Raw genomic sequence first — 18,090 nt, forward strand, 5'->3', positions numbered from 1 at the left:
TTGAGCCGTTGCCTGCACTCGGCCACGCCTTCGCGAATCTACGCGCAAATCTCGCGTCTGAGGTACTCATCCGACGGTGACTTTTAGGGGAGGTGCTGTTAATGCCGCCAAACGTACCCCTCTGCCTGTAAAAGCTTCTATTCTTCTTGTTTTATATTTTTCGCCGTTTCTTCAGCCGCCTCTGCGTCTGCGTCTGCTTCTGCTTCTTCTTCTGCTTCTTCTTCTTCTTCTGCTTCTTCTTCTTCTTCTGTTGCTTGCATCTGTCGAAGTTCCTCGGCTGCATCCCACTCTTCAACGCCGGATAAAAGGTTCTCCAGGGTGTTCAGTGCCGGATCGTCGCCGTGGCCGACTTTCTCTCCTCGAAGATACGCCGCGAGTAGGTCGACGGCAGACGAGGTGAGTTTCTTTCCCAGCTCGCGAAGGTCGATGGCGGATGTGGGCGCACGGCCTCCGGTGTCGGCAGCGATGTCCGCCGCTCCGTCGAGGAGCCGATTAATCTTCTTCAGCTTTGATCTTGCTTCAGGGTCGAGCAGGAGTTCTCCGAGAACGTCGGCCTCAAGGCTTCGCTCCTCAGTCCAGATTGCGCTCCATTTAGGCTGCCAACTCGCACCTCTGATCGTCTCTGCTAGTGAGGGTCTTGCCGCAAGGAGGTCGCGGTAAACTTGAGTGTAGAGCGCGTAGAGCAGTCGAATATCTTTTTGGTTGCTTTCTCGGAGGCGGGCCATTTTATCCCGTTCCCACGCTTCCTTGTCTCGTGCAAGTTGCAGAGTTCCAGCTATGCCCTGTGCCCTCAATTGGTTCTGCGCTGTATTGCGTTGATTGAGTTGAGTGAGCGTGAACGTCACGAGCGCAGCAAGGGCGGGCCTGCACCAATCCCAAAACGTCTCGTCCTGAAGGAAGTAAAGGAACCATGGCGGCGTGGTGATCCACCTATACGCCGAGGCTGCCCACAAGCTGATATCCATCAATTCTTCTTCTTGCCAACCGTCTCATTGTTGAGGTCGAAGCAGCGGCGGGTGAGCTCCACGACGGGGATGGTGCGGGTGGTGCGCTTCTCGTAGTCGAGGAAGCCGGCGGAGGCGGTGGTGAAGCGTGCCCAGCCGGCGTCGCGCTCCTCCCCGGCGAGGACGCGGGCCCGGACGTCGACGGTGCCGTCGTCGGGGGTCTCGATCGCCAGGTCCGGGTGGGCGATCGTGTTGTGGAACCAGGCGGGGTGCTTCGGCGCACCGGCGGCGGACGCGGCGAGCAGCCAGACGTCGTCGGAGGGGTGCAGCGCCATCAGCGGAGTCACGCGCTCCTGACCGGAGCGGGCGCCGCGGTGGTGCACCAGCACGAGGCTCCTCCCGAAGCCGCCCGTGGTCACGGTCCCGCCGTTCGCGCGGAACTCCTCGATGATCGTGTCGTTCCAGTCGGCCATGCTCGTCCTCCTCGACGCGGTGCCGGCACTCGAGTGCCGGGGTCAGGCGCGGGCGCCCAGGGCGTCCTCGCGGCTGCTGCTCCCACCCGGCGGCTGCGCGCCCCCGGTGACGGCGGCGGGATCCGCCAGCGCCCGCCGCCAGGGTAGCTCCGCGGCGCCGACGAGTTCCAGCCTCGAGCGCAGGGCGGCCCGCTCGATCCGCACGCCGCGCGCGAGGTCGCTCAGGGCCCGGGCGGAGACGCGGGCGGCGAGGCGCTCGCGGTCGACGGTGAGCAGCGAGCCGAGGAAGCCGCCCAGCACGACCGCGGTGGGGTTGAAGAGGTTGATGTAGGTGGACAGGCCCTCCGAGAGCAGGTCGACCTGGCGGGCGACCTCGCCGAGGACGGCGGGGTCGCGGGAGGTGCCCAGGGCGATGTCGAGCTCGTCCTGGTCGAGGACGCGGGCGCCGAGGACGTCGAGGAGGGAGCGCATCCGGACCTCGGCCTCCAGGCAGCCGCGCCGGCCGCAGCCGCAGAGGCGGCCGTTCGTGGCGACGAGGGTGTGGCCCAGCTCGGCCGCGAACCCCGAGGAGCCCTGGAGCGGGACGCCGCCGATGATGACTCCTCCGCCGATGCCGCCCGCGCCGCCGGTGACGTAGACGACGTCGGCCACGCCGTGCGCGGCTCCGAAGAGGGACTCGCCGATGGCGCCGAGGGTCGCGTCGTTGCCGACGGCGACCGGGAGATCGAGGGCGCGGCTGAGCTGGGTGGCGAGGTCGACGTCGCGCCAGCCCAGGTGCGGGGCGCGGTGGACGAAGCCGGAGTCGGCCTGGACGAGGCCGGGGACGGCGACGCCCGCGCCGACCAGCGTGCGCAGCGACTCCCGCTCGGAGCGGAAGCCCTCGACGATTCCGGTGACGACGCGGACCACCGTGGCGGGGCTCGCGGGCTTGGGGGTGTCGAAGCGGACGCGGCGGAGCAGCTCGCCGTGCAGCCCGACGAGGCCGACGATGATCGCGTCGGTGTCGAGGTGGACGCCCACGGCCGCGAACCGGTCGCCGGGGACGACGGTGGCGCTGGGGCGGCCGATGCGGCCGTCGGGCGCGGTGGTCTCCTCCGCCACCCAGCCGAGCTCGCTCAGCTCGCCGACGAGGTTCGCGACGGCGGAGCGGTTCAGCCCGGTGAGGCGGCCGAGCTCGGCGCGGCTGGTGGGACCGGAGCGGTGCACCAGCGTCGCGAGGCTCGCGAGGTTCGTGCGGCGCAGCAGCGCGTTGCTGGAGGCTCCGACTGCTCCTGCCATGATCGCCTGCCTGTCGCTGGACCCCGACGGGTCTCGGATGCACTCGGGCGCGGCTCCCCCGAGGAGAAGCCGCGCCCGAGAACTGTAGAAGAGAAGGACGAGGAGCGCCGCTGGGCGGCGCCCGGCGTTCGCCTAGCGGCCGCCGGCGCGGCGCTTGTTGAAGATGTCGAACGCCACCGCGAGCAGGAGCACGAAGCCCTTGATCGCCATCTGCCAGGCCGCGTCGACCGAGAGGATGGAGAGGCCCATGTTGAGCACGCCCATCACGAGTCCGCCGATGACGGCTCCGACGACGGTGCCCACGCCTCCCTGGACGGCGGCGCCGCCGATGAAGACCGCGGCGATCGCGTCCAGCTCGTAGTTCTGTCCGGCCGAGGCGACCGCACCGCCGGCGCGGGCGGTGCTGACTATGCCCGCGACTCCGGCCAGTGCGCCCATGTTGACGAAGATGAAGAAGTTGACCCACTTCGTCTTGACGCCGGACATCATCGCGGCGAACAGGTTGCCGCCCATCGCGTAGATGTGGCGGCCGAAGACCGTCCGGCCGAGCACGAAGCTGTAGGCGAGGATCAGCACGGCGAGCACGATCAGGATGATCGGGGTTCCGCTGTAGCCGGCGAGCAGCCAGGAGAGGGCCATGATCGCGATGACGGCGATGGCCGACTTCGCGACCAGCGAGCCGATGGGCTCTCGGGGCAGCTCGAGGCGGCGGAGGGTCGCGCGGCTGCGGAGCTGCTGGGCCACGAGGACGACGCAGACGATCAGGCCGAGGACCAGGGTGAGCGCGTCGCGCCCGGCGATGCCGCCGAGGACGCCCGGGAGCCAGCCGGCGCCGATCGCGGTGAACTCGGTGGGGAGGCCGTTGATCGTTCCGCCGGTGAGGAGGACGAGGGTGAAGCCGCGGAAGATCAGCATGCCCGCGAGGGTCACGATGAACGCCGGTATGCCGACGAAGGCGACCCAGAAGCCCTGCCAGGCTCCGACGGCGGCGCCGGTGACGAGGGCGACGACGACGGCCGCCCACCAGGGCAGGCCCCAGTTGTTCATCGCGATCGCCGAGATGGCGCCGACCATCGCCACGACCGAGCCGACCGAGAGGTCGATGTGGCCGGCGATGATGACCATCACCATGCCGATCGCGAGGATCAGCACGTAGGCGTTCTGCTGGATCAGGTTGTTGACGTTGCCGGGCAGGAGCAGGCGCCCGCCGGTCAGCACCTGGAAGAGCAGGATGATGATGGCCAGCGCGGCGAGGATGCCGTACTGCCGGAGGTTGATGTTCAGCCGGCGCGAGCGCTTGGGCGGGGTGGAGGGCGTGTTGGCGGGCGTGTCCGCCGGCGCTGTGGTGGTCGTGGCGCTCATCGGGCCTGTTCCTTTCCGGCGGTCATGTAGTGCATGAGGTGCTCCTGGGTGGCGTCGGCGCGATCGATCTCGCCCGTGATCCGTCCCTCGGAGATGGTGTAGATGCGGTCGGCGAGGCCGATCAGCTCGGGCAGCTCGGACGAGATGACGACGACCGCCTTGCCCTGGGCCGCGAGCTCGTTGATGATCCCGTAGATCTCGTACTTGGCTCCCACGTCGATGCCGCGGGTGGGCTCGTCGAGGATCAGCACGTCGGGACCGGAGAAGATCCACTTCGAGAGGACGACCTTCTGCTGGTTGCCGCCGGAGAGCTTCCCCGTGACGGCCGAGACGGTCGGCGCCTTGATGTTCATCTTCGATCGGTACGAGTCGGCGACCTTGTACTCGCGGTGCTTGTCGATCACGCCGAGCCGGGCCAGGCGCGAGAGCGCGGCGGCCGAGACGTTGACGGTGATGTCGCCGATGAGGTTGAGCCCGTAGCGCTTGCGGTCCTCGGTCGCGTAGGCGAGGCCGTTGCGGATGGCCTCGTCGACGGTGCGGGTCTGGATCTCCTCGCCGTCCTTGTAGACGCGGCCGGAGATGCCGGTGCCGTAGCTCCTCCCGAAGATGCTCATCGCGAGCTCGGTGCGTCCGGCGCCCATCAGGCCCGCGAAGCCGACGATCTCGCCGGCGCGGACGGTGAAGGAGGCGTCGTCGACGACCACGCGGTTGATGTCGACGGGGTGGTGGACCGTCCAGTTCTCGACGCGCAGCTTCTCCTCGCCGATCTGCGGGTCGCGCGGCGGGAACATGCTGTTGAGGTCGCGGCCGACCATCGCGCGGATGATCCGGCTCTCGGACGCCTCCTCGCCGGCCATCGGGAAGCTCTCGATGGTGCGGCCGTCGCGGATGATCGTGACGGTGTCCGCGATGGCGCGGATCTCCTTCAGCTTGTGGCTGATGATGATGCAGGTGATGCCCTGCTTGCGGAGCTGGTCGATCAGGCCGAGCAGGTGGTCGCTGTCCTCGTCGTTGAGGGCGGCGGTGGGCTCGTCGAGGATGAGGAGCTTCACCTCCTTGGCGAGGGCCTTGGCGATCTCGACGAGCTGCTGCTTGCCGACGCCCAGCTCGAGGATCTTGGTCGCGGGGCTCTCGGCGAGGCCGACGCGGGCGAGCAGCTTGGCCGCCTCCGCGTTGGTCGCGTTCCAGTTGATGACGCCGCGGGTCGACTTCTCGTTGCCGAGGAAGATGTTCTCGGCGATGGAGAGGTAGGGGCTGAGGGCGAGCTCCTGGTGGATGATCACGATGCCGTCGGCCTCGCTGTCGTTGATCGACCGGTACTGCGCCTCCTCGCCCTCGAACTCGATGGTGCCCTCGAAGCTGCCGTACGGGTACACGCCGGAGAGGACTTTCATCAGGGTCGACTTGCCGGCGCCGTTCTCGCCGCAGATGGCGTGGACCTCGCCGGGCTGGACCGAGAGCGAGACGCCGTCGAGGGCGCGGACGCCGCCGCCGAACTCCTTGACGATGTCGCGCATGATGAGGATGGGACTGGCCAACAGGGCCTCACTTCGTTGGGGGGGAGTGGTGTGCGGACGGGGAGGCGGGGGCGGGGAGGATCACTCCTCCCCGCCCCCGCCCGACGGATCAGAGTCCGACGTCGCCGGCCTTGAGGAAGCCGGAGTCGACGAGGACCGACTGCACGTCGTCCTTCGTGACGACCTGCGGCTCCAGCAGGTAGGACGGGACGACCTTCTCGCCGTTGTCGTAGGTCTCGGTGTCGTTGACCTCGGGCTCCTCGCCCGCGACGATCGACTGCACCATCTGGAAGACGCGGTCGCCGAGGGTGCGGGTGTCCTTCCAGACCGTCATGGACTGCTCGTCGGCGAGGATCGCCTTGACGTTGGCCTTGTCGGCGTCCTGGCCGGTGATGACCGGGTAGTCGGCGCCGGGGGTGTAGCCGGCCGACTTCAGCGAGGCCTCGATGCCGATGGCCAGGCTGTCGTTGGGGGAGAGCACGACGTCGACCTTCTGGCCTCCGGTGTAGAAGGACGAGAGGCGGTTGTCCATCTCGGACTGCGCCTTGTCGGAGGCCCAGCCCTGGATTCCGATCGAGGCCCAGTCGTCGTCCGACGCGGGCGACTTGCCCGAGGGGACGGTGAGCTTGCCGCTCTCGATGTAGGGCTGCAGGACGTCCCACGCGCCGGAGAAGAAGAACTTCGCGTTGTTGTCGTCGGGGCTGCCGGCGAAGGGCTCGAGGGTGAAGGGACCCGCGGCGTTCTTCAGGTCGAGGGTCGACTCGATGTACTGGCCCTGGAGCTGGCCGACCTTGTAGTTGTCGAAGGTCGCGTAGTAGTCGACGTCCGCGGTGCCGTTGATGAGACGGTCGTAGGCGATGACGGTGGCGTTCTGCTTCTTCGCCTCGGCGAGGACGGGCGCGAGCGCCTCGCCGTCGATCGCGGCGATGACCAGGATCTTGGAGCCGCCGGCGATCTGGTTCTGGATCTGCGAGATCTGCTGATCGGTCTTGTTGTCGGCGTACTGGAGGTCGACGGTGCAGCCGTCGCCCTCGAGCTGCGACTGGAGGCCTTCGCCGTCGTTGATCCAGCGCTCGAGGCTGCGCGTGGGCATCGAGATGCCGACGGTGCAGTCGCCTTCCGCGCCGGCGCCGGCAGCGGCGCCTCCGGAGTTGGCGGGGCTCGCGGAACAGGCCGCGAGGCCGAGGGAGATGATGCCGGCGGCGGCCAGCGTGGTGATGCCGCGGGAGAACTTCATGGAGTGCATTCCTCTCTGAAAGCAGTGTCCGAGGGAGAGGACGACAAGAGGCGTGCACGTGTGGCGCACGTCGTCGTGTCGTCGCCCGGGAGGGCGGGAGAGCCCCGAGGGGCTTTGTCCACGGAGAGAACATATTCCTTCGATCGGGGGGAGTAAAGCGCGGGCGGCGAATTTGTCCAGGCGATGCCGAAATGTGATCTTCGGGACGTCGACCCCCGCCGTTGCTAGGGGAGAACGCTCTCACCGCTCGGCTCCCGCCCGGCTCGCGCCCCTCCGCCGGGCGCCCGCCGCCGTCCGCGTGAGGGAAACGCGAGGACTCCGGGCCGGGCCGTAGGGGAACCGTGAGGACCGCTCCGAGGGGCCCCCGCGAGGTGTTGCATCGCTTCCTGTGCCGCTTCCCGGCAGGCGTCCGGTCCCGGGCGTCGTCCGCTCCCCGGATGGAGTCCTCCGTGCTCGACCTCGCCTACCTCCTCGGCGTGCTCGCCCTCTTCTCGCTCATCGCTCTCGCCGCGAAGGGGGTCGAGCGGCTGGGCGGACCGCCCCCCTCGGCGACCCGCGGGACCCGCGAGAAGGAGGCGGGCCGGTGATCGTCTTCGACGCCCTGGCGGCCGTGCTGGCGCTCGCCGCCGTCGTCTACCTCGTCGCGGCCCTGATCCGACCGGAGCGCTTCTGATGGATCCGCTCCTCGCCGTCCTCCAGGTCGCGACCGTCGGCCTGGCCGTCGCCCTCCTCCACCGCCCCCTCGGCGACCACATGTTCCGCGTCTACACCTCGACGCGCGACCTCGCCCTCGAGCGCGGCGTCTACCGCCTCATCGGCGTCGACTCCGCGGGCGAGCAGAGCTGGCGCGCCTACCTCCGGGCCGTGCTGGCCTTCTCGCTCGTCGGCGTGCTCCTGCTCTACGGGATGCAGCGCCTCCAGGCGGTCCTGCCCGGCTCCCTCGGCCTGCCCGCGGTGCCGGAGGGGCTGGCGTTCAACACCGCCGTCTCGTTCGTCACCAACACCAACTGGCAGTCCTACTCCCCGGAGGCGACCCTCGGCTTCGCGGTGCAGCTCGGCGGCCTCGCCGTGCAGAACTTCGTCTCGGCGGCCGTGGGCCTGGCCGTGGCGGTGGCGCTGATCCGCGGATTCGCGCGCCGCTCCTCCGGAACGCTCGGCAACTTCTGGGTCGACCTCGTGCGCGGCACGCTGCGCCTCCTGCTGCCCCTCGCGGTGGTGGCGGCGGTCGTGATGATCGCGGGCGGCGTGATCCAGAACCTGAACGGCCCGCTGACGGTGACCACACTCACCGGCGGCGAGCAGAGCATCCCGGGCGGCGCGGTGGCCTCGCAGGAGGCGATCAAGCTGCTCGGCACCAACGGCGGCGGCTACTTCAACGCCAACTCCGCGCACCCGTTCGAGAACCCCTCGGCGTGGGTGTCGCTGCTGCAGATCGTGCTGATCCTCGCGATCCCGTTCTCGCTGCCGCGCACCTTCGGCCGGATGGTCGGCGACGTGCGGCAGGGGCGCGCGATCCTCGCGGCGATGGCGACGATCTTCGTCGTGTCGCTCGCGGCCCTCACCGCGCTGGAGGCGGCGGGCGGCGGATCCGCGGCACAGGCCGCCGGAGCCGCGATGGAGGGCAAGGAGACGCGCTTCGGCATCGCCGGCTCCGCCCTCTACGCGACCGCCTCGACGCTCACCTCGACCGGCGCCGTCAACGCGATGCACGACTCCTTCACCGCGCTCGGCGGCATGCTGCCGATGCTCAACATGATGCTCGGGGAGGTCGCCCCCGGCGGCGTCGGCTCGGGCCTCTACGGGATGCTCGTGCTCGCGGTGCTGGCCGTGTTCGTCGGCGGGCTGCTGGTCGGCCGGACGCCCGAGTACCTGGGCAAGAAGCTCGGCCCGCGCGAGATCAAGCTCGCGAGCCTCTACATCCTCGTGACGCCGACGCTCGTGCTGGCCGGCACGGCCCTGAGCTTCGCGATCCCGGCGGTGCGGGAGGACGTGGAGAGCACGTCGATCCTGAACCCCGGGCTGCACGGGCTCTCGGAGGTGCTCTACGCCTTCACCTCCGCGTCCAACAACAACGGCTCGGCGTTCGCGGGGCTGACGGCGAACACGCCCTGGCTCAACACGGCGCTCGGCGTCGCGATGCTCCTCGGCCGCTTCCTCCCGATCCTGCTGGTGCTCGCCCTGGCCGGCTCGCTCGCGGCGCAGTCGCCGGTGCCCTCCAGCGCCGGCACCCTGCCCACCCATCGGCCGCAGTTCGTCGGCCTCCTCGTGGGCGTCACGGTCGTCGTGACCGCGCTCACCTACTTCCCTGTACTCGCGCTGGGCCCCCTGGCGGAAGGACTGCGACTCCGATGACCACTGCACTGACCGAGGCCCCCGCGGAACCCGCGCGCCCCACCCGCGCCGCCCTCGGGCCGCGCCAGCTCGCCGCTGCCCTCCCCGGAGCGCTGCGCAAGCTCGATCCGCGCCTGATGTGGCGCAACCCCGTGATGTTCATCGTCGAGGTCGGCGCCGCGCTGACCACGGTGCTGGCGATCGCCGAGCCGTTCCTCGGCGGGCCGGAGGAGTCGGGCGGATCGACGGTGCCCGGCACCTTCACGGCCGGCATCGCGATCTGGCTCTGGCTCACCGTGGTGTTCGCGAACCTCGCGGAGTCGGTGGCCGAGGGCCGCGGCAAGGCGCAGGCCGAGAGCCTGCGCGCCACCCGCACCAGCACTCCGGCCCGGCGCGTGACGGACTACGACCCCGCGGACCCCTCCGCCCTGTCGGCCCGCCTGGTCGAGGTCTCCTCGGCCGAGCTGCAGCTGGGCGACGTGGTCGTGGCGGAGGCGGGCGACCTCGTCCCCGGCGACGGCGACATCGTCTGGGGCATCGCCTCCATCGACGAGTCGGCGATCACGGGCGAGTCGGCGCCGGTCGTCCGCGAGAGCGGGGGCGACCGCAGCGCGGTGACGGGCGGCACGCGAGTGCTCTCGGACCGGATCGTGGTGCGCATCACCTCGCGGCCGGGCGAGACCTTCGTCGACCGGATGATCGGCCTGGTCGAGGGCGCGTCGCGGCAGAAGACGCCGAACGAGATCGCGCTCGACATCCTCCTGGCGAGCCTCTCGATCGTGTTCGTCGTGGTCGTGCTGACCCTGAACCCGATCGCCTCGTTCGCGGGAGCCTCCGTGAGCGTCCCGGTGCTGGTCGCCCTGCTCGTCTGCCTCATCCCGACCACCATCGGCGCCCTCCTCTCGGCCATCGGCATCGCCGGCATGGACCGGCTCGTGCAGCGCAACGTGCTCGCGATGTCCGGCCGGGCGGTGGAGGCGGCGGGCGACGTCACGACGCTCCTGCTCGACAAGACGGGGACCATCACCTACGGCAACCGCCGCGCGGTGGCGTTCCTCCCGCTCGACGGAGTGGCGCAGGCCGCCCTCGTCGACGCGGCCGCCTCCTCCTCGCTCAGCGACCCGACACCCGAGGGGAAGTCGATCGTCGACCTCGCGGGCGACTCGGGCCGTCCCGCCATCGAGCCCGCTCAGGCCGCCGTGGTGCCGTTCACCGCGCAGACCCGGATGAGCGGGCTCGACCTCCCCGACGGCTCCTCCATCCGCAAGGGCGCCGGCTCGGCCGTGCGCGCCTGGGTGGAGGAGGAGGGGCCGCTGCCTTCCGCGGTCGCGGCGCGCCTCACGGTGCTCGTCGACGGCGTCTCGGAGAGCGGCGGCACGCCCCTGGTCGTCGCGGTGAAGGACGCCCACGGCGCCCGCCTGCTCGGCGTCGTGCACCTGAAGGACGTGGTGAAGGACGGGCTCGCCGAGCGCTTCTCGGAGCTGCGCGCGATGGGCATCCGCACCGTGATGATCACGGGCGACAACCCGCTGACCGCGAAGGCGATCGCGGCGGAGGCGGGAGTCGACGACTACCTCGCCGAGGCGACCCCCGAGGACAAGCTCGCCCTGATCCGGCGCGAGCAGGAGGGGGGCGCGCTGGTCGCGATGACCGGCGACGGCACCAACGACGCTCCGGCCCTCGCGCAGGCCGACGTGGGCGTGGCGATGAACACCGGCACCTCGGCGGCGAAGGAGGCGGGCAACATGGTCGACCTCGACTCCGACCCCACCAAGCTCATCGACATCGTGCGGATCGGCAAGCAGCTGCTGATCACCCGCGGCGCGCTCACCACGTTCTCGATCGCGAACGACGTGGCGAAGTACTTCGCGATCATCCCGGCGATGTTCGCGGGGGTCTTCCCCGGGCTCGCGGTGCTGAACGTGATGCAGCTGCACTCGCCGGCCTCGGCGATCCTCTCGGCGATCGTGTTCAACGCGCTGGTGATCGTCGTGCTGATCCCGCTCGCGCTGCGCGGAGTGGCGTACCGCCCGGTCGCCGCCTCGCGCATCCTCAGCCGCAACCTCCTGGTCTACGGGTTGGGCGGAGTGATCGCTCCGTTCCTCGGGATCAAGCTCGTCGACCTGATCGTCGCCGCGATCCCCGGCTTCTGACCCGCCCGTCCCGACCACCGAAGACAGAGAGAAGAGACCATGTTCCGTCCCTACGGTGTCGCGCTGCGCGCGATGATCGTGCTCACCGTGCTGCTGGGAGCGGCGTACCCGCTCGCGGTGCTCGGGATCGGGCAGCTCGCCCTGCCCGCCCAGGCGAACGGCTCGCTGCTGCGCCAGGACGGCGCGGTGATCGGCTCGTCGCTGATCGGCCAGTCGTCCACGGACGCCGACGGAGCGCCCCTGCCGGAGTGGTTCCAGTCGCGTCCCTCCGCCGCGGGCTACGACGCCGCGGCCTCGACCGGCAGCAACCTCGGCCCCGAGAACGCCGACCTGGTCGCGTCCGTCGAGGAGCGCCGGGCCGCGATCGCGGCCTTCGAGGGCGTCGACCCGGCCGCGGTTCCGGCCGATGCGCTGACCGCCTCCGCCTCGGGGCTCGACCCCGCGATCAGCCCCGCCTACGCGCAGCTGCAGGCGCCCCGCGTCGCCGCCGCCCGCGGGCTCGACGTGAGCGCCGTGCGCGCGCTGGTCGACGAGCACACCGCGGGCCGCGAGCTCGGGTACCTCGGCGAGCCGACGGTGGACGTGCTCGAGCTCAACGCCGCTCTCGCGCGGCTGTGACCGCTCCGGTGGCGCCTCCGGCTCGTAGAATCGCGATCGGCTCGTCGGGACCGTCCGATCGAGCGGATCGACGCCGGACCCGCGAGCCCGGGACACCCCGGAGCCGCGAGCACGAGGGGAGGCCGGGAGCATGACGAAGGGCCGCCTGCGCGTGCTCCTCGGAGCCGCGCCCGGAGTGGGCAAGACCTACACGATGCTCGAGGAGGGCCGCCGGCTCGCCGCCGAGGGCCGCGACGTCGTGGTGGCCGTGGTCGAGACGCACGGCCGCACTGCCACCGCCTCGATGGTCGAGGGGCTGGAGGTCGTGCCGAGGAGGGCCGTCGAGCACCGCGGCGTGCTGCTCGACGAGATGGACCTCGACGCGGTGCTCGCCCGCCGGCCCGACGTCGCGCTGGTCGACGAGCTCGCGCACACCAACGCCCCCGGCTCCCGGCACGAGAAGCGCTGGGAGGACGTCCGGACGCTCCTCGACGCCGGCATCACCGTCTTCTCGACCGTGAACATCCAGCACATCGAGTCGCTCAACGACGTCGTGCACGCGATCACCGGAGTGCCGCAGCGCGAGACGATCCCGGACGCGGTCCTCCGCGCCGCCGACCAGATCGAGGTCGTCGACCTGGCGCCCCAGGCGCTGCGCGACCGCCTCGCCGACGGCCGCGTCTACCCGCCCGAGCGCATCGACGCGGCGCTGTCCAACTACTTCCGGCTCGGCAACCTGACCGCCCTGCGCGAGCTCGCGCTGCTCTGGCTCGCCGACGAGGTCGACAGCGCGCTCCGCGACTACCGCGTCGAGCACGGCATCGACAGCACCTGGGAGGCGCGCGAGCGCGTGGTCGTGACCCTCACCGGCGGGCCGGAGGGGGAGACCCTGCTGCGGCGCGGCGCGCGGATCGCGGCCCGTGCCTCCGGGGGCGACCTGCTCGCCGTGCACGTGGTGACCCCCGACGGCCTCCGCACCCCGCGCCCGCACGTGCTCGAGGCGCAGCGGGTGCTGGTCGAGAAGCTCGGCGGCAGCTACCACCAGGTGGTCGGCGAGGACGTGCCGCGGACGCTGGTCGAGTTCGCCCGCTCGGTGAACGCGACGCAGCTGGTGATCGGCGTGAGCAGGCGGAGCCGCCTCGCCTCGGCGCTGACGCCCGGCACGGCGTCGACGGTGATCCGCGAGTCCGGCAACATCGACGTGCACATCGTCAGCCACTCCGCCGCCGGGCGCACCGCGGTGCTGCCGAGGCTCGACGGGGCCCTGACGCTGCGGCGCCGCCTCCTGGGACTGGCCCTCGCCCTCGTGGGCGGCCCGCTGGTGACCTGGCTGCTCTCGACCCTCCGCAGCGACGAGTCGATCACGAGCGACGTGCTCTCGTACCAGCTGCTGGTGGTGGTGGTCGCGCTGGTCGGCGGGCTCTGGCCGGCCCTCTTCGCGGCCGTGCTCTCGGGGCTGACCCTCGACTTCTTCTTCGTCGATCCCCTCTACACGATCACCGTCGACGAGCCTCTGCACGCTCTCGCGCTGGTGCTCTACGTGCTGAACGCGGCGCTCGTCAGCGCCGTGGTCGACCGCGCGGCCCGGCGGGCGCGGGCCGCCAAGCGGTCGGGGGCGGAGTCGGAGCTGCTGGCGACGATCGCGGGCGGCGTGATCCGCGGGCAGGGGGCGCTGCAGGCGATCCTCGAGCGCTCGCGCGAGGCGTTCGGGCTGACCGGCGTGCGGCTGCTGCGCGGCGGCGAGCTCGTCGCGGCGGACGGCGAGCCGCAGCCGGAGGGCGATCCCGCGCGCATCGCGGTGGGCGAGGGCGCGGTGCTCGAGCTGCACGGCCGCGAGCTGGAGGGAAGCGAGCGGCGACTGCTCCAGGTCGTCGCCGCCCAGCTGGACTCGGTGCTCGAGAACGCGGCCCTCAGCGAGACGGCCAGCTCCCTCGCTCCGCTGGCCGAGACCGACCGGGTGCGCAGCGCCCTGCTCTCGGCCGTCAGCCACGACCTGCGCCGGCCCCTCGCCGCGGCCACCGCGGCGGTCAGCGGGCTGCGCTCGCCCGAGGTGGTCTGGAGCGAGCGCGACCGGGAGGAGCTGCTCGCCACCGCCGATGAGAGCCTCACCGTGCTGGCCGCGCTGGTCACCGACCTGCTCGACGTGACGCGGCTGGAGGCTGGGGCGCTCGCCGTGGCGCTCGCCCCGCTCGACGCCGCCGACGTGGTGCTCCCCGCGCTCGACGAGCTCGGGCTCGGTCCCGGCGAGGTCGACCTCGACCTCGATCCGGAGGGCCCGGCGCTGCTCGCCGACGCGGTTCTGCTGCAGCGCGTCGTGGTCAACCTGCTCGCGAACGCCGTCCGCTACGCGCCGTCCGGCACCCGGGTGCGCGTGGCCGCCAGCGCCTTCGGCGGGAGCGCGCAGCTGCGGATCGTCGACCACGGCCCCGGGGTGCCCGAGGAGCGGCGCGCCGAGATCTTCGTGCCGTTCCAGCGGCTCGGCGACGACGACAACCTCACGGGCCTGGGCCTCGGCCTCGCGCTCTCGAAGGGGTTCACGGAGGGGATGGGCGGCACGCTCGAGACGGAGGACACTCCGGGGGGCGGGCTGACGATGGTGGTGACGCTGCCGCTGGCGCCGGAGACTGCTGGCGCTGCTCCTGCGGCTCACGTCGCTCCTGCCGCCCCGCACGACGGCGGGTCGGGCACCGCTCCGCACGAGGACTCCGGAGGAGCCGCATGAAGATCCTGATCGCCGACGACGACCCGCAGATCCTGCGCGCCCTGCGCATCACCCTCACCGCCCGCGGATACGACGTGGTGACGGCCGGCGACGGCACCGAGGCGATCAACCGCGCGGTGGACGAGCATCCGGACCTCTACATGATCGACCTCGGCATGCCACGGCTCGACGGGGTCGAGGTCATCCACGGACTGCGCGGCTGGACGAGCGCGCCGATCCTGGTGGTGTCGGGGCGGACGGGCGCGGCCGACAAGGTGGGCGCGCTCGACGCCGGCGCGGACGACTACGTCACCAAGCCGTTCTCGATGGACGAGGTGCTCGCGCGCATCCGAGCCCTCTCGCGGCGGGTGCAGCCGGCCGACGGCGAGCCGCTGGTCGTGATCGGCGAGGTGACCGTGGACCTGGTGGCCAAGAGCGCGACGCGGGACGGCGTCTCCGTGCGGCTGACTCCGACGGAGTGGCAGGTGCTCGAGATCCTCATCCGCAACGCGGGCAAGCTGGTCACCCGCCGATCGCTGCTGGCCGAGATCTGGGGCCCCGCGCACGTCACCGACACCGGCTACCTGCGCCTCTACCTCGCGCAGCTGCGCAAGAAGCTCGAGCCCGACCCCGCGCATCCGCGGCACCTGCTGACCGAGGCGGGCATGGGCTACCGCTTCGTGCCCTGACCGGCCTCTGCTCAGCGGGGGAACCCCGGACCGTCGAGGGGGCCCGCTGGTCGTGGCTCCCGCGACGGTCCGGGATCGCCGGGCAGGTCACCAGTCGTGGACGGTGCCGTCGGCGAGGCGGTTGAAGGGCAGGTACGCGCGCACGTAGGGGTACTTCCCGGCGGCGTCGACGTCGAGCTCCACGCCCAGACCGGGGGCGTCGCCCGGGTGCAGCCGTCCCTCGCTCCAGGTGAACGACTGCTGGAAGACGCTGTCGGTCCGCTCGCCGTGCTTCATGTACTCCTGGATCCCGAAGTTGTGGATCGCCAGGCCCAGGTGCATCGCGGCCGCCATGCCCACCGGGGAGACGTCGGTGGGTCCGTGCATCCCGGACTTGATCTGGTACTGCGCGGCGTGGTCGAGGATCCTCCGGAGGTGGGAGACGCCTCCGGTGTGCGTGACCGCGCTCCGGATGTAGTCGATCAGCTGCTCGCGGATGAGGAGCTGGTAGTCCCAGACGGTGTTGAAGACCTCGCCGATCGCCAGGGGCGTGGTGGTGTGCTGCCGGACGAGGCGGAGGGCCTCCTGGTTCTCGGCGGGCGTGCAGTCCTCGAGCCAGAAGAGGTCGTACGGCTCGAGGGACTTGCCGAGGGCCGCGGCCTGGATCGGTGTCATCCGGTGGTGGCCGTCGTGGAGGAGGGGGAGCCCCGGCCCGAACTCGTTGCGGACGGCCTCGAAGACCCGGGGGACGTGGCGCAGGTAGGCGCGGGTGTCCCAGTCCTCCTCGGTCGGCAGGCCGCCGCGCTGCGCCGGCTCGTGGTCGTAGCGCACGCCGGCGTTGCCCTCGAGGACGGCGTTGGAGGCGATGCCGTAGATCGAGGTCAGCCCCGGCACCGCGGTCTGCACGCGGATCGCGCGGTACCCCTGCTCCTGGTGCTCGCGGATGCTGTCGAACAGCTCCGCGTCCGTCCGCCCGGACGCGTGGCCGTAGGCGAGCAGGCCGGTGCGGGACGCGCCTCCGAGCAGCTGGTAGAGCGGCATGCCGGCAGCCTTGCCCTTGATGTCCCAGAGGGCGGTGTCGACCGCCGCGATCGCCGCCATCGTGACCGGCCCGCGGCGCCAGTAGGACGACCGGTAGAGGAACTGCCAGGTGTCCTCGATGCGCGAGGCGTCGCGGCCGAGGAGCAGCGGCACGACGTGGTCGGCGAGATAGGAGACCACGGCGAGCTCGCGGCCGTTGAGGGTCGCGTCGCCGAGGCCGGTCAGCCCGTCGTCGGTCGTGAGCTTGAGGGTGACGAAGTTGCGGTCGGGACTGGTGACGACGACCTCGGCCTTGTCGATCTTCATGGGGTGCCTTTCGTGCTGGGGGATCGGGTCAGGGGTTCCGGCCGGGAGCGCGGTCCATCGAGAACGCGGCGGTCGAGAGGCCGGGCGCCACGGGCGCGGCCTGTCCCGTGCTCTCGCGGCGCTCGGCTATTTCGGCGACGATCTGCGCGTGCCGACGGTCGGTCAGCGGGTAGAACGCCATGATCAGCACCGCGAGCAGGGCCGCGACGGCCGGGATGAGGCCGGCGGCGGCGCGGATGCCCCACTCGGCGTGCTCGCTCTGCTCCGCGGCCCCGGCCACGTAGCCGCCCCAGGCCAGCGCGTACGCGGCGAGGGCGCCTCCGACCGCCTGGCCGGTCTTGCGGGTGAAGGAGAACAGGGCGTAGATCGTGCCCTCGGAGCGGATGCCGGTCTTCCACTCCCCGTACTCGACGGTGTCCGCCTCGATCGCCCAGACGAGCATGTTGACGAGCTGGATGCCGACGTAGGCGAGGACCAGTCCGCCGAAGCCGACCGCCACCGCGTCGCCCGGGGCGAGGAAGACGACCGTTCCGCCGCTGATCAGGACCCCGACTCCGGCCATGTAGGCGTTGCGCTTGCCGAACCGCCGCACGATCGTCGGGACGAGGGCGGCCAGGCCGAAGGTCAGGGCGAGCTGGATCAGCGACATCGCGGCGTAGAGCTGGACCGATCCGAGCACGTCGCGCAGGTAGTAGAGCTGCACGGTCTGGAGCGCGAGCGTCCCGGTGAGGAACAGGAACGAGCTGAGGCAGAGGAAGAGCAGCGGCCGGTTGGAGCGGAGGGTCGTCATGCTCTGACGGAACGTGACGTGCGCGACGTCGCGCTGGACGCGCTCCTTCGCGGTCAGGATCGTGAAGAGGTAGAGCGCGGAGCCGACGACGACGAAGCTCAGCGTGACGATCGAGAAGAGCGACTGCAGATCGGCGCCGGGGACGACCAGCGGGGCCATGAAGGTGCCGAGCCCGGCCCCCACGATCGCGCAGCCGATGGCGCGGGCGCTGGCGAGCTTCGCGCGCTCGGTGCCGACCTGCGTCATCGCTCCGGCGAGTGAGCCGTAGGGGATGTTGACGAGGCTGTAGGCGAGGCCGAGCGCGGCATAGCTCAGGTAGGCGTAGAGCAGGGTTCCGCTCTCGCCGATCTGCGGGACGGAGAAGGTCGCGGCCGAGAGCAGCAGGAGCGGGACCGACCCGAACATCAGGAAGGGCCGGAACTTGCCGAAGCGCCTGCTGTAGGTGCGGTCCACGACCCGGCCGGCGAAGACGTCGGCGAACGCGTCGAAGATCCGCACGACGAGCAGCAGCGTGCCCGCCGCGGCCGCGGAGATCCCGGCGACGTCGGTGTAGTAGACGAGCAGGAACATCGTGGCGGTGGTGAAGGCGAGGTTGTTCGCCGTGTCGCCGGCGCCGTAGCCCACGATGCTCAGCTTCGAGAGCTTCTCAGCGGCGGGCGCTCCGGGCGCGGTGGTGCGGGGGGTCATGCGGG

15 protein-coding genes are annotated in these 18,090 nt (G+C 71.0%); 7 read left to right on the forward strand and 8 right to left on the reverse strand.

Features of this window, described 5'->3' with window-relative positions:
- Positions 1–137: 137 nt before the first annotated feature.
- From C5C36_RS17475 to chvE, 6 genes are all read right to left on the reverse strand, one after another.
- Entirely contained in the window at positions 138–965 is an 828-nt protein-coding gene (locus C5C36_RS17475; protein ID WP_181133772.1) for a hypothetical protein, read from the reverse strand.
- Positions 965–1,417, reverse strand: coding sequence for a nitroreductase/quinone reductase family protein (locus C5C36_RS04260; protein WP_104309314.1), 453 nt, complete (start codon positions 1,415–1,417; stop codon positions 965–967). Before C5C36_RS04260 ends, C5C36_RS17475 begins: the two co-directional genes overlap by 1 nt.
- A 42-nt stretch (positions 1,418–1,459) precedes the next feature.
- Positions 1,460–2,695 carry an ROK family transcriptional regulator gene (locus C5C36_RS04265; protein WP_104222655.1) on the reverse strand — a complete coding sequence of 412 codons (1,236 nt, stop codon included), beginning with the start codon at positions 2,693–2,695 and terminating at the stop codon, positions 1,460–1,462.
- Positions 2,696–2,827: 132 nt separating this feature from the next.
- A complete protein-coding gene (mmsB, locus tag C5C36_RS04270) occupies positions 2,828–4,057 on the reverse strand; it encodes a multiple monosaccharide ABC transporter permease (RefSeq protein WP_104222654.1) in 1,230 nt (409 codons plus the stop codon).
- The gene (gene mmsA / locus C5C36_RS04275; protein WP_104222653.1) at positions 4,054–5,574 is read right to left on the reverse strand and encodes a multiple monosaccharide ABC transporter ATP-binding protein; all 1,521 of its coding nucleotides are present in this window, start codon (positions 5,572–5,574) and stop codon (positions 4,054–4,056) included. Before mmsA ends, mmsB begins: the two co-directional genes overlap by 4 nt.
- Before the next feature lie 109 nt (positions 5,575–5,683).
- Positions 5,684–6,811, reverse strand: a complete 1,128-nt coding sequence (gene chvE, locus C5C36_RS04280; protein WP_374952918.1) for a multiple monosaccharide ABC transporter substrate-binding protein — start codon at positions 6,809–6,811, stop codon at positions 5,684–5,686.
- 437 nt (positions 6,812–7,248) lie between these two features.
- Between chvE and C5C36_RS17480 the strand changes: the two genes are divergently transcribed.
- The 7 genes from C5C36_RS17480 to C5C36_RS04310 all read left to right on the forward strand — a co-directional run bounded on the left by C5C36_RS17480 (position 7,249) and on the right by C5C36_RS04310 (position 15,282).
- Positions 7,249–7,398 carry a hypothetical protein gene (locus C5C36_RS17480; protein WP_167299012.1) on the forward strand — a complete coding sequence of 50 codons (150 nt, stop codon included), beginning with the start codon at positions 7,249–7,251 and terminating at the stop codon, positions 7,396–7,398.
- Positions 7,395–7,484 carry a K(+)-transporting ATPase subunit F gene (kdpF, locus tag C5C36_RS04285; protein ID WP_068209492.1) on the forward strand — a complete coding sequence of 30 codons (90 nt, stop codon included), beginning with the start codon at positions 7,395–7,397 and terminating at the stop codon, positions 7,482–7,484. Before C5C36_RS17480 ends, kdpF begins: the two co-directional genes overlap by 4 nt.
- Positions 7,484–9,163, forward strand: a complete 1,680-nt coding sequence (gene kdpA / locus C5C36_RS04290) for a potassium-transporting ATPase subunit KdpA (protein ID WP_104222651.1) — start codon at positions 7,484–7,486, stop codon at positions 9,161–9,163. Before kdpF ends, kdpA begins: the two co-directional genes overlap by 1 nt.
- Positions 9,160–11,295: a potassium-transporting ATPase subunit KdpB gene (kdpB, locus tag C5C36_RS04295; RefSeq protein WP_104309315.1), complete on the forward strand. Its 2,136-nt coding sequence runs from the start codon at positions 9,160–9,162 to the stop codon at positions 11,293–11,295. The genes kdpA and kdpB overlap by 4 nt, the downstream gene beginning before the upstream one ends.
- A 39-nt stretch (positions 11,296–11,334) precedes the next feature.
- A complete protein-coding gene (kdpC, locus tag C5C36_RS04300) occupies positions 11,335–11,913 on the forward strand; it encodes a K(+)-transporting ATPase subunit C (protein WP_104309316.1) in 579 nt (192 codons plus the stop codon).
- Between the two features lie 130 nt (positions 11,914–12,043).
- Positions 12,044–14,614 carry an ATP-binding protein gene (locus C5C36_RS04305; RefSeq protein ID WP_104309317.1) on the forward strand — a complete coding sequence of 857 codons (2,571 nt, stop codon included), beginning with the start codon at positions 12,044–12,046 and terminating at the stop codon, positions 14,612–14,614.
- Complete coding sequence (locus tag C5C36_RS04310; protein ID WP_104222647.1) at positions 14,611–15,282, forward strand: response regulator; 672 nt, start codon at positions 14,611–14,613, stop codon at positions 15,280–15,282. Before C5C36_RS04305 ends, C5C36_RS04310 begins: the two co-directional genes overlap by 4 nt.
- A gap of 87 nt (positions 15,283–15,369) precedes the next feature.
- Here C5C36_RS04310 and manD read toward each other — a convergent pair whose 3' ends face one another.
- Positions 15,370–16,608 (reverse strand): D-mannonate dehydratase ManD, encoded by a 1,239-nt coding sequence (manD, locus tag C5C36_RS04315; RefSeq protein WP_104222646.1) that lies wholly within the window; start codon positions 16,606–16,608, stop codon positions 15,370–15,372.
- A 28-nt stretch (positions 16,609–16,636) separates the two neighbouring features.
- Positions 16,637–18,085 (reverse strand): glucuronide transporter, encoded by a 1,449-nt coding sequence (uidB, locus tag C5C36_RS04320; protein ID WP_104309318.1) that lies wholly within the window; start codon positions 18,083–18,085, stop codon positions 16,637–16,639.
- Between the last annotated feature and the right edge of the window lie 5 nt (positions 18,086–18,090).

Source organism: Rathayibacter sp. AY1G1, from assembly GCF_002932095.1.
In the GTDB taxonomy this organism is placed as follows: Bacteria; Actinomycetota; Actinomycetes; order Actinomycetales; family Microbacteriaceae; genus Rathayibacter.

Excerpts from the sequence above, each read along its gene's own strand:
- C5C36_RS17475 (WP_181133772.1), bottom strand. The coding sequence starts at position 965 with ATGGATATCAGCTTGTGGGCAGCCTCGGCGTATAGGTGGATCACCACG.
- C5C36_RS04260 (WP_104309314.1), bottom strand. The coding sequence starts at position 1,417 with ATGGCCGACTGGAACGACACGATCATCGAGGAGTTCCGCGCGAACGGC.
- C5C36_RS04265 (WP_104222655.1), bottom strand. The coding sequence starts at position 2,695 with ATGGCAGGAGCAGTCGGAGCCTCCAGCAACGCGCTGCTGCGCCGCACG.
- mmsB (WP_104222654.1), bottom strand. The coding sequence starts at position 4,057 with ATGAGCGCCACGACCACCACAGCGCCGGCGGACACGCCCGCCAACACG.
- mmsA (WP_104222653.1), bottom strand. The coding sequence starts at position 5,574 with ATGCGCGACATCGTCAAGGAGTTCGGCGGCGGCGTCCGCGCCCTCGAC.
- chvE (WP_374952918.1), bottom strand. The coding sequence starts at position 6,811 with ATGAAGTTCTCCCGCGGCATCACCACGCTGGCCGCCGCCGGCATCATC.
- C5C36_RS17480 (WP_167299012.1), top strand. The coding sequence starts at position 7,249 with ATGGAGTCCTCCGTGCTCGACCTCGCCTACCTCCTCGGCGTGCTCGCC.
- kdpA (WP_104222651.1), top strand. The coding sequence starts at position 7,484 with ATGGATCCGCTCCTCGCCGTCCTCCAGGTCGCGACCGTCGGCCTGGCC.
- kdpB (WP_104309315.1), top strand. The coding sequence starts at position 9,160 with ATGACCACTGCACTGACCGAGGCCCCCGCGGAACCCGCGCGCCCCACC.
- kdpC (WP_104309316.1), top strand. The coding sequence starts at position 11,335 with ATGTTCCGTCCCTACGGTGTCGCGCTGCGCGCGATGATCGTGCTCACC.
- C5C36_RS04305 (WP_104309317.1), top strand. The coding sequence starts at position 12,044 with ATGACGAAGGGCCGCCTGCGCGTGCTCCTCGGAGCCGCGCCCGGAGTG.
- C5C36_RS04310 (WP_104222647.1), top strand. The coding sequence starts at position 14,611 with ATGAAGATCCTGATCGCCGACGACGACCCGCAGATCCTGCGCGCCCTG.
- manD (WP_104222646.1), bottom strand. The coding sequence starts at position 16,608 with ATGAAGATCGACAAGGCCGAGGTCGTCGTCACCAGTCCCGACCGCAAC.
- uidB (WP_104309318.1), bottom strand. The coding sequence starts at position 18,085 with ATGACCCCCCGCACCACCGCGCCCGGAGCGCCCGCCGCTGAGAAGCTC.